This window comes from Siculibacillus lacustris, from assembly GCF_004328075.1.
Taxonomy (GTDB): domain Bacteria; phylum Pseudomonadota; class Alphaproteobacteria; order Rhizobiales; family Ancalomicrobiaceae; genus Siculibacillus; species Siculibacillus lacustris.
In genome coordinates this window covers 69,192-75,715 of sequence record NZ_SJFN01000024.1, presented here as the reverse complement: position 1 = coordinate 75,715, position 6,524 = coordinate 69,192, and the positions used below count along the sequence as shown (strand labels likewise).

9 protein-coding genes are annotated in these 6,524 nt (G+C 69.5%); 4 read left to right on the top strand and 5 right to left on the bottom strand.

The genetic code is table 11. The features are described from left to right. The 3 genes from EYW49_RS15725 to EYW49_RS15715 form a co-directional block, all read right to left on the bottom strand. Positions 1 to 206 (bottom strand): transposase (locus tag EYW49_RS15725; protein ID WP_131310539.1); only part of this gene is annotated, 206 nt, incomplete at its 3' end. A 120-nt stretch (positions 207 to 326) separates the two neighbouring features. Further along, on the bottom strand, positions 327 to 1,364 hold the full coding sequence (locus tag EYW49_RS15720) for an aspartate-semialdehyde dehydrogenase (RefSeq protein ID WP_131310538.1): 1,038 nt from the start codon (positions 1,362 to 1,364) through the stop codon (positions 327 to 329). Positions 1,365 to 1,689: 325 nt separating this feature from the next. Beyond that, positions 1,690 to 2,523 carry a phosphatase PAP2 family protein gene (locus EYW49_RS15715; protein ID WP_165498285.1) on the bottom strand — a complete coding sequence of 278 codons (834 nt, stop codon included), beginning with the start codon at positions 2,521 to 2,523 and terminating at the stop codon, positions 1,690 to 1,692. A 126-nt stretch (positions 2,524 to 2,649) separates the two neighbouring features. Here EYW49_RS15715 and EYW49_RS15710 point away from each other — a divergent pair, with 126 nt between their 5' ends. Together EYW49_RS15710 and EYW49_RS15705 are read left to right on the top strand one after the other, a co-directional pair. Further along, positions 2,650 to 3,288, top strand: a complete 639-nt coding sequence (locus EYW49_RS15710; RefSeq protein WP_131310536.1) for a 2-hydroxychromene-2-carboxylate isomerase — start codon at positions 2,650 to 2,652, stop codon at positions 3,286 to 3,288. Continuing rightward, positions 3,285 to 3,926, top strand: coding sequence for a LysE family translocator (locus EYW49_RS15705; RefSeq protein WP_131310535.1), 642 nt, complete (start codon positions 3,285 to 3,287; stop codon positions 3,924 to 3,926). The genes EYW49_RS15710 and EYW49_RS15705 overlap by 4 nt, the downstream gene beginning before the upstream one ends. A 4-nt stretch (positions 3,927 to 3,930) precedes the next feature. Here the strand turns inward: EYW49_RS15705 and EYW49_RS15700 are convergent, their stop codons facing one another. Beyond that, positions 3,931 to 4,551, bottom strand: coding sequence for a septation protein A (locus EYW49_RS15700; protein WP_131310534.1), 621 nt, complete (start codon positions 4,549 to 4,551; stop codon positions 3,931 to 3,933). A gap of 210 nt (positions 4,552 to 4,761) precedes the next feature. Between EYW49_RS15700 and EYW49_RS15695 the strand changes: the two genes are divergently transcribed. Next, positions 4,762 to 5,568 (top strand): hypothetical protein, encoded by an 807-nt coding sequence (locus EYW49_RS15695; protein ID WP_206365487.1) that lies wholly within the window; start codon positions 4,762 to 4,764, stop codon positions 5,566 to 5,568. 65 nt (positions 5,569 to 5,633) lie between these two features. Further along, entirely contained in the window at positions 5,634 to 6,092 is a 459-nt protein-coding gene (locus tag EYW49_RS15690; protein WP_131310533.1) for a winged helix-turn-helix domain-containing protein, read from the top strand. On the opposite strand, the gene EYW49_RS15685 is transcribed toward EYW49_RS15690, so the two are convergent. Then, positions 5,977 to 6,447, bottom strand: coding sequence for a TOBE domain-containing protein (locus EYW49_RS15685; protein ID WP_131310532.1), 471 nt, complete (start codon positions 6,445 to 6,447; stop codon positions 5,977 to 5,979). The two genes, EYW49_RS15690 and EYW49_RS15685, sit on opposite strands and share 116 nt — an antisense overlap. Positions 6,448 to 6,524 lie beyond the last annotated feature (77 nt).

Sequence of the window (6,524 nt, the reverse complement as noted above, 5' to 3'; positions counted from 1 at the left end):
TTGCCGAAGAATTCGGGCAAATCGCGCCACTGGGCGCCGGTGCGGGCGATCCAGAAGACGCCGTCGAGGACACGCCGATGGCCCTGAGGTCGCCGGCCGCTGTGCGGGCCACGTCTCGTCACGAAGGGTTCGAAGAACGCCCATTCCTCGTCGCTCATCAGGTCTCGAATCAACGCCGCCGCCCTCCGAAAGCGACGTTGAATCATTCCTGGACCCGAAGGGGAATCCTATTCGTCAACAGGACCTAAGCGGATAAGGTATCCAAACTATACAACAAAAAAGCCGGGGCAGATGCCCCGGCTTCTGGTTTCCGTGAAATTCCAATTTCACGCGGCCTTCGACGCCTTGGGCGTGATCAGCTTGCGGTTGACCAGCACTTCGGCGATCTGCACGGCATTGAGCGCCGCGCCCTTGCGCAGGTTGTCGGCGACGCACCAGAAGGCCAGCCCGTTCTCGACCGTGGTGTCCTCGCGGATGCGGCTGATGTAGGTCGCGTCCTCGCCGGCCGCCTCGTAGGGCGTGATGTAACCACCCGGCTCGTGCTTGTCGATCACCAGACAGCCCGGCGCCTCGCGCAGGATGTCGCGCGCCTCGTCGGCGTTGACCGGCAATTCGAACTCGACGTTGACCGATTCCGAATGGGCGATGAACACCGGCACGCGCACACAGGTCGCGGTCAGCTTGATCTTGGGGTCGAGAATCTTCTTGGTCTCGGCCATCATCTTCCACTCTTCCTTGGTGAAGCCGTCTTCCATGAAGACGTCGATCTGAGGAATGAGGTTGAAGGCGATGCGCTTGGGGAACTTCTTGGCTTCGACCGGATCGGTCACGAACACCGCGCGGGTCTGCGTGAACAATTCGTCCATCGCTTCCTTGCCGGCACCCGACACCGACTGATAGGTCGAGACGACGACGCGCTTGATCTTGTACTCGTCGTGCAGCGGCTTGAGGGCCACCACCAGCTGAGCGGTCGAGCAGTTGGGATTGGCGATGATGTTCTTCTTGCGGAAACCGACGATCGCGTCGGCGTTGACTTCCGGAACGATCAGCGGCACTTCGGCGTCGTAGCGCCACGCCGAGGAATTGTCGATCACCACGCAGCCCTGGGCGGCGATCTTCGGCGACCATTCCTTCGAGACCGTGCCGCCGGCCGACATCAGGCAGATGTCGACGTCGGAGAAGTCGAAGTGATCGAGCACCTTGGTCTTCAGCGTCCGGTCGCCGAACGACACTTCCGTGCCCAGCGAGCGCGCCGAGGCCAGCGCCACGACCTCACTCACCGGAAATCCGCGCTCGGCGAGGATGTCCAGCATCTCCCGCCCGACGTTGCCGGTGGCACCGACGATTGCGACCTTGTAGCCCATGTCTCGAAATCCTCGAAATTGATCGTCTCCCCCGCTTGTCGGAGGAGGACCCGGTTTCTTTTTCGAGAGGGTTCGAAGAAGGGTTCCGCGGGTCCTCCGCTCGCCCTCGTCACCCGCCGGGAGAGGGCATGCGGGGGTCGAGAGCAGGCATTCAGGCGGCGACTTTCGTCGCCGTCGTCGTCTTGGTCGTGGTTTTCGTCGTGATGACGAGCGACATGACGGACCCGATTCTCGAACCTTCGGCGCCCCGCTTCGACGAGGCCTCCTCGAAAAGCCCGAAAGGGCCGGCGAAGTCAAGTCCGCGGGGCGACGAAAGGCGCAGAACTCAGGGTTTCACCGGAGGCGCAGACGCGCCGCGGCCCGCCCGATCGACCAGCCTCGCCCCGATCGCCGCCAGGACCCGATCGATCGCCGCGAAGGCGGCGTCCGGCGCCCGCACCAGGATCGCTTCGCGGGCGATCAGGGTGACGATGGTGACCAATCCCCAGCCGATCGTCACGTCGGAGAGGAAATGCGCCCCGAAAGCCATGCGGTTGAGCGAGATGGCGAGCGTCCAAACCATCACCGCCGCGGCGGTGCGCGCCCGCCACGCCGGCGGCACCACGAACACCAGCGCCAAGAGCCAGGCGGCGCTCGATGCCTCGCCCGAGGGGAACGAGCAATTGCCGCCGCACGCCCCCCCCGGCACCCAGGCCGGGACGAAATCGAAGGCGCCGCCGAAGTCGACGATCTCGCGCGGCCGCGGCCGGCCCCAATAGCCCTTGAGCAGGACGTTGACCAGCAGGCCCGGCCCGAGCGTCAGGCTCGCCACCAGGAAGGCCAGCGGCCGCGTCGGGATCGCCCGGGCGAGCATCGGCGCGATCATCTTGGCGAGCACCGCCAGCACCAAGCCGACGATCACCCAGCGCGTCAGCGCCATCCCGGCCTCGCGCAGGCCGATCAGCCCGATCATTCGCTCCGCCGGAAAGCCGCGGCCGGCGACATGAAAGATCGTCGCGACCGTCCGATCGATCTCCGGCAGCGCCAGGAACAGCGCCGACACCAGCGCCGTCACCGTCGCCGCCGCGGCGATCGGCCAGCGGCGGACGAGGTCGCGGAGGGTCGCCAGATGGTCGAGCGGGCGGGGCGGCGGCAGCGAGGGCAGAGGCACGAGGTCCATGACGGCTCCGGGAGTTCGGTGCCTCATCTAGCCCCGCGGACCCCGTCTCGCCAAGTCGCCGGCGCTCGCCGCGACGGCGCCGCTGCGCTAGGATCGCGGCGACCGACCGCCGAGGACCCGCCGCCGATGCCCACCGTGGAATTCTGGTTCGACTTCGCTTCGACCTATTCGCGACTGGCGGCGGCGCGGATCGAGACGGCGGCGGCCGCCGCCGGGGTCGCGGTGATCTGGCGGCCGTTCCTGCTCGGACCGATCTTCGCCGCCCAGGGCTGGACCACCTCGCCCTTCGTCACCCAACCCGCCAAGGGGGGGGCGATGTGGCGCGACGTCGAGCGCCAATGCGCCGCCCTCGGCCTGCCCTTCGTGCGGATCGAGGGTTTTCCGCGCAACGGCCTCCTCGCCGCCCGCCTCGCCTTGGTCGCCGACGAATCCGGCGCCGTCGCGCCCTTCGCCCGGGCCGTCTTCGAGGCCGAATTCGGCGCGGGCCGCGACATCGCCGATCGCACGGTGCTGGCCGATCTGCTCGCCGACGTCGGGCTCGATCCCGAGGCATGCTTCGCCCGTGCGGCGTCGCCGGAGATCAAGGCCCGGCTGCGGGCCGCCGGCGACGAGGCCGGGACGTGCGGCCTGTTCGGGGCGCCGAGCTTCGTCACCGCCGACGGCGAGATGTTCTGGGGCGCCGATCGCCTCGATCAGGCCCTCGATTGGGCGGTTCACGGCCGCCTTTGCCGCCGCACCGTCGCCCCGACCGGAGAGACCCCATGATCGCCGCCCTGCCCGCCGCCTCGATCGTCGCCGCCTATGCCGTCGCGGTGATCCTGCTGGTGCTGACTCCCGGCCCCGACATGGCGCTGTTCCTCGGGCGGACCCTCTCGACGGGGCGCGGCGCCGGGCTGGCGGCGCTGGCCGGCACCACCGCCGGCCTCTATGTCCACACTGCGCTCGCGGCGATCGGCCTGTCGGCGCTGCTCGCCGCCTCGCCGCTGGCCTTCACGGTGCTGAAGATCGCCGGCGCCGGCTGGTTGGTGGTTCTGGCGATCCAGACCCTGCGCCACGGCGCGCTGTTCGAGACCCGCGACGAGGCGCGCGCCCCCGAATCCCTCGCCCGGGCGTTTCTCGCCGGCCTCGGGGTCAACATCTTCAACCCCAAGATCGTGCTGTTCTTCGTGACCTTCCTGCCGCAGTTCGTCGATCCCGGCGACGCCCACGCCGCGCGCACCCTGGCGATCCTCGGCGGGCTCTACGGGGTGATCGGCGCGCCGATCTGCGTCGGGCTGATCTTCGCCGCCGATCGGGTCGCCGGCGCCTTCCGCCGGTCGCGACGGCTCCGGCGGAGCCTCGACCTCGCGGTCGCCGGCCTGTTCTCGGCCTTCGCCCTGCGGCTGGTGCTGTCGCGCGGTTGATCGATCAGACGTCGCCGTCGCCGACCGGCTCGATGGCGTGGCGCTGGATCAGCGGGATCTGGGCCAGCGCGAAGACGAAGGTGATCGGCATGATGCCGAAGACCTTGAACCACACCCAGGTATCGGTCGAGAAGTTGCGCCAGACCACTTCATTGATCCCCGCCAGGACGAAGAAGAACAGGCCCCAGCGCAGGGTGAGCGAGCGCCAGCCGGCGGCATCGAGATCGAACACCGAATCGAACACCACCCCGAGAAGCGACCGGCCGAAGAACAAGCCGCCGATCAGCACCGTGCCGAACAGCGAATTGACGATGGTCGGCTTCAGCTTGATGAACAGCTCGTCCTGCAGGATCAGGGTCAGCGATCCGAACACCAGCACCACCGCGCCCGACACCAGCGGCATGATCGGCACCCGCCGCAGCAGCAGCCACGAGGCGATCAGCGCCACCGCCGTCGCCACCATGAAGGCGGCGGTCGCCGGATAGAGGCCGTGGGTCTTGCTGGTCGCCGCATTGACCGCGAAGAACACCGCGAGCGGTCCCAGTTCCAGCACCAGCTTGACCCAGCGATGGCCGGCGGTGGGCTTGGCGGGCGGAAGGACGGGGGTGATCGGGTTCGACGGCATGGACACTCCGGATCGACGGCCGCTGGCGGCGGCGTCAGGCCATATCACATGGGATCGATCCCGTCGCCCCGACAGAGGGCGCAGCCCGGAATTCGACGAAACGCCGGGCCGAGTGGCCCGGCGTGACCGCGAATCGCCGATCTTCGGGGCGCCGCGACCGGTTCCGCTCTAGTCTCGGGGTCCGAGATCGATTCGCCGGAGGCCCCCTTAGTGATCGCCGAGATCCTCACGTGGCTGTTCACCCCGGCCACGCTCGACGCCCGCCGCACCGGTCATCTCACCGCCGCCGTGTCGCTGTGGTCGCGGGCCCGACGTTGCCGCAGCGCCTGGGCGCCGCACGAGGCACGCTGCCACGCCGTGGTGCTGCGGGCCTTCGCCGATCTGCCGCGGCGACGCACCTGCGTGGTGCTCGGCTCCGGCCTGGTCCGCGACGTGCCGCTCGCCGCGCTTTCCGCCGCCTTCGAGCGCGTCCTGCTGGTCGACGTCGTCCACCTGTGGCCGGCGCGTCTGGCGGCGCGGCGCCACCGCAACGTCGAGCTGGTGTCGCTCGACATCACCGGCACCACCGATCTGCTGCTCGGCCGGGCCACCGGCCTCGCCGATCCGCTGCGCCGTTTCCGCGAAGACCCGACCGTCGATCTGGTGATCTCGGCCAATTGCCTCAGCCAGCTGCCGCTGCAGCCGGTCGAGCGCGTCCAGGCCGGCGGCGGCCTCGCCCGCATCCGCTTTCCCGATCTCGGCCATCGCATCGTCGCCGGCCATCTCGACGCCCTGCGGCGATTCTCGGCGCGCGTCTGCCTGCTCACCGATTCCGACGGGCTCGACATCGCCGCCGACGGCACCGTGCTGGAGCGCCGACCGCTGCTCGAGGGCGTCACCTTGCCGCCCGCCGACGAGGACTGGGACTGGATCCTGGCGCCGCTCGGCGAATGGGATCCGGCCTATGCGGTCCACCACCGCGCCCACGGCTTTGCCGATCTCCACGCCGCCGTCGCGCGGACCGACCGCGGCCGCTGACGGACCTCGATGCGGGGCGGCGGCACTCGTGCTATGTCGTCGAGGGATCAGCAGACGGGGGCATGATGAGCGACCGTGACGACGACCTGCCGGCCGGAGCCGGGCTCAGCGTGGCGGTCGGCTTGCCCAACGGCGGCCGATTCGACGCCGACGACGTCGTGCTGATCGAGACGATCCGCGCCACCCGCTCGATCCTCGGCGCCAGCCGCCTGTGCGGCCACTCCTATCGCAAGACCTGGCTGATGGTCGACGCCCTCAACCGCACCTTCGAGGCCCGGGTGGTCGCGACCTTCCCCGGCCGGCGCGGCGCCGGCGCCGAGGTGACGCCCTTCGGCGAACGCCTGGTCGCGCTCTATCGCTCGATCGAACGGCGGTCCCGTCAGGCGGCAGCCGCCGCGCTCGCCGAACTCAGCGCTTCGGCCGATCCGGGCTTCGTCCCCGCGGCCAGGCCCGCGGCGCCGGCGGCGGCGGCGAATCCACCGGGTCCTCGGCGATCGTCGAAGCCGAAATCGCCACCGACTTGATCATCGCCCAGGCCCGGAGCCCCGGCTCCAGCGCCAGCCGCTCGACCGATTCCCAGGTGACCAGCGCGTGCAGCCGATTGCTGCCGAGATCGAAGGTTACCCGCGCATAGGGCGCCTCGAGATGCTCGATCTCGACGATCGTCCCCGGAAAGCGGTTGGTGATCGACACGTCCATCGGCCGCGACAGCGCCACCGAGACGTCGCGCGCGTCGATCTCCAGGGTCACCCCGGTGCCGATCGGTTCGGGGACGATCGGCACCCGGAACTCGCCGTCGCCGAAGAACAGGTTGGACAGGCCGACCGGCGTGTCGTGGCGGGTGACGCGGGCGTGGAAGCGGGAGGACAGGCGGATCATGGCGACCTTCGTTGGGCTGATCCGACCACCGCCGGCGACGATCGGCCGAGGGCGGGCGGGGGCGTCGCCGTGCGCCG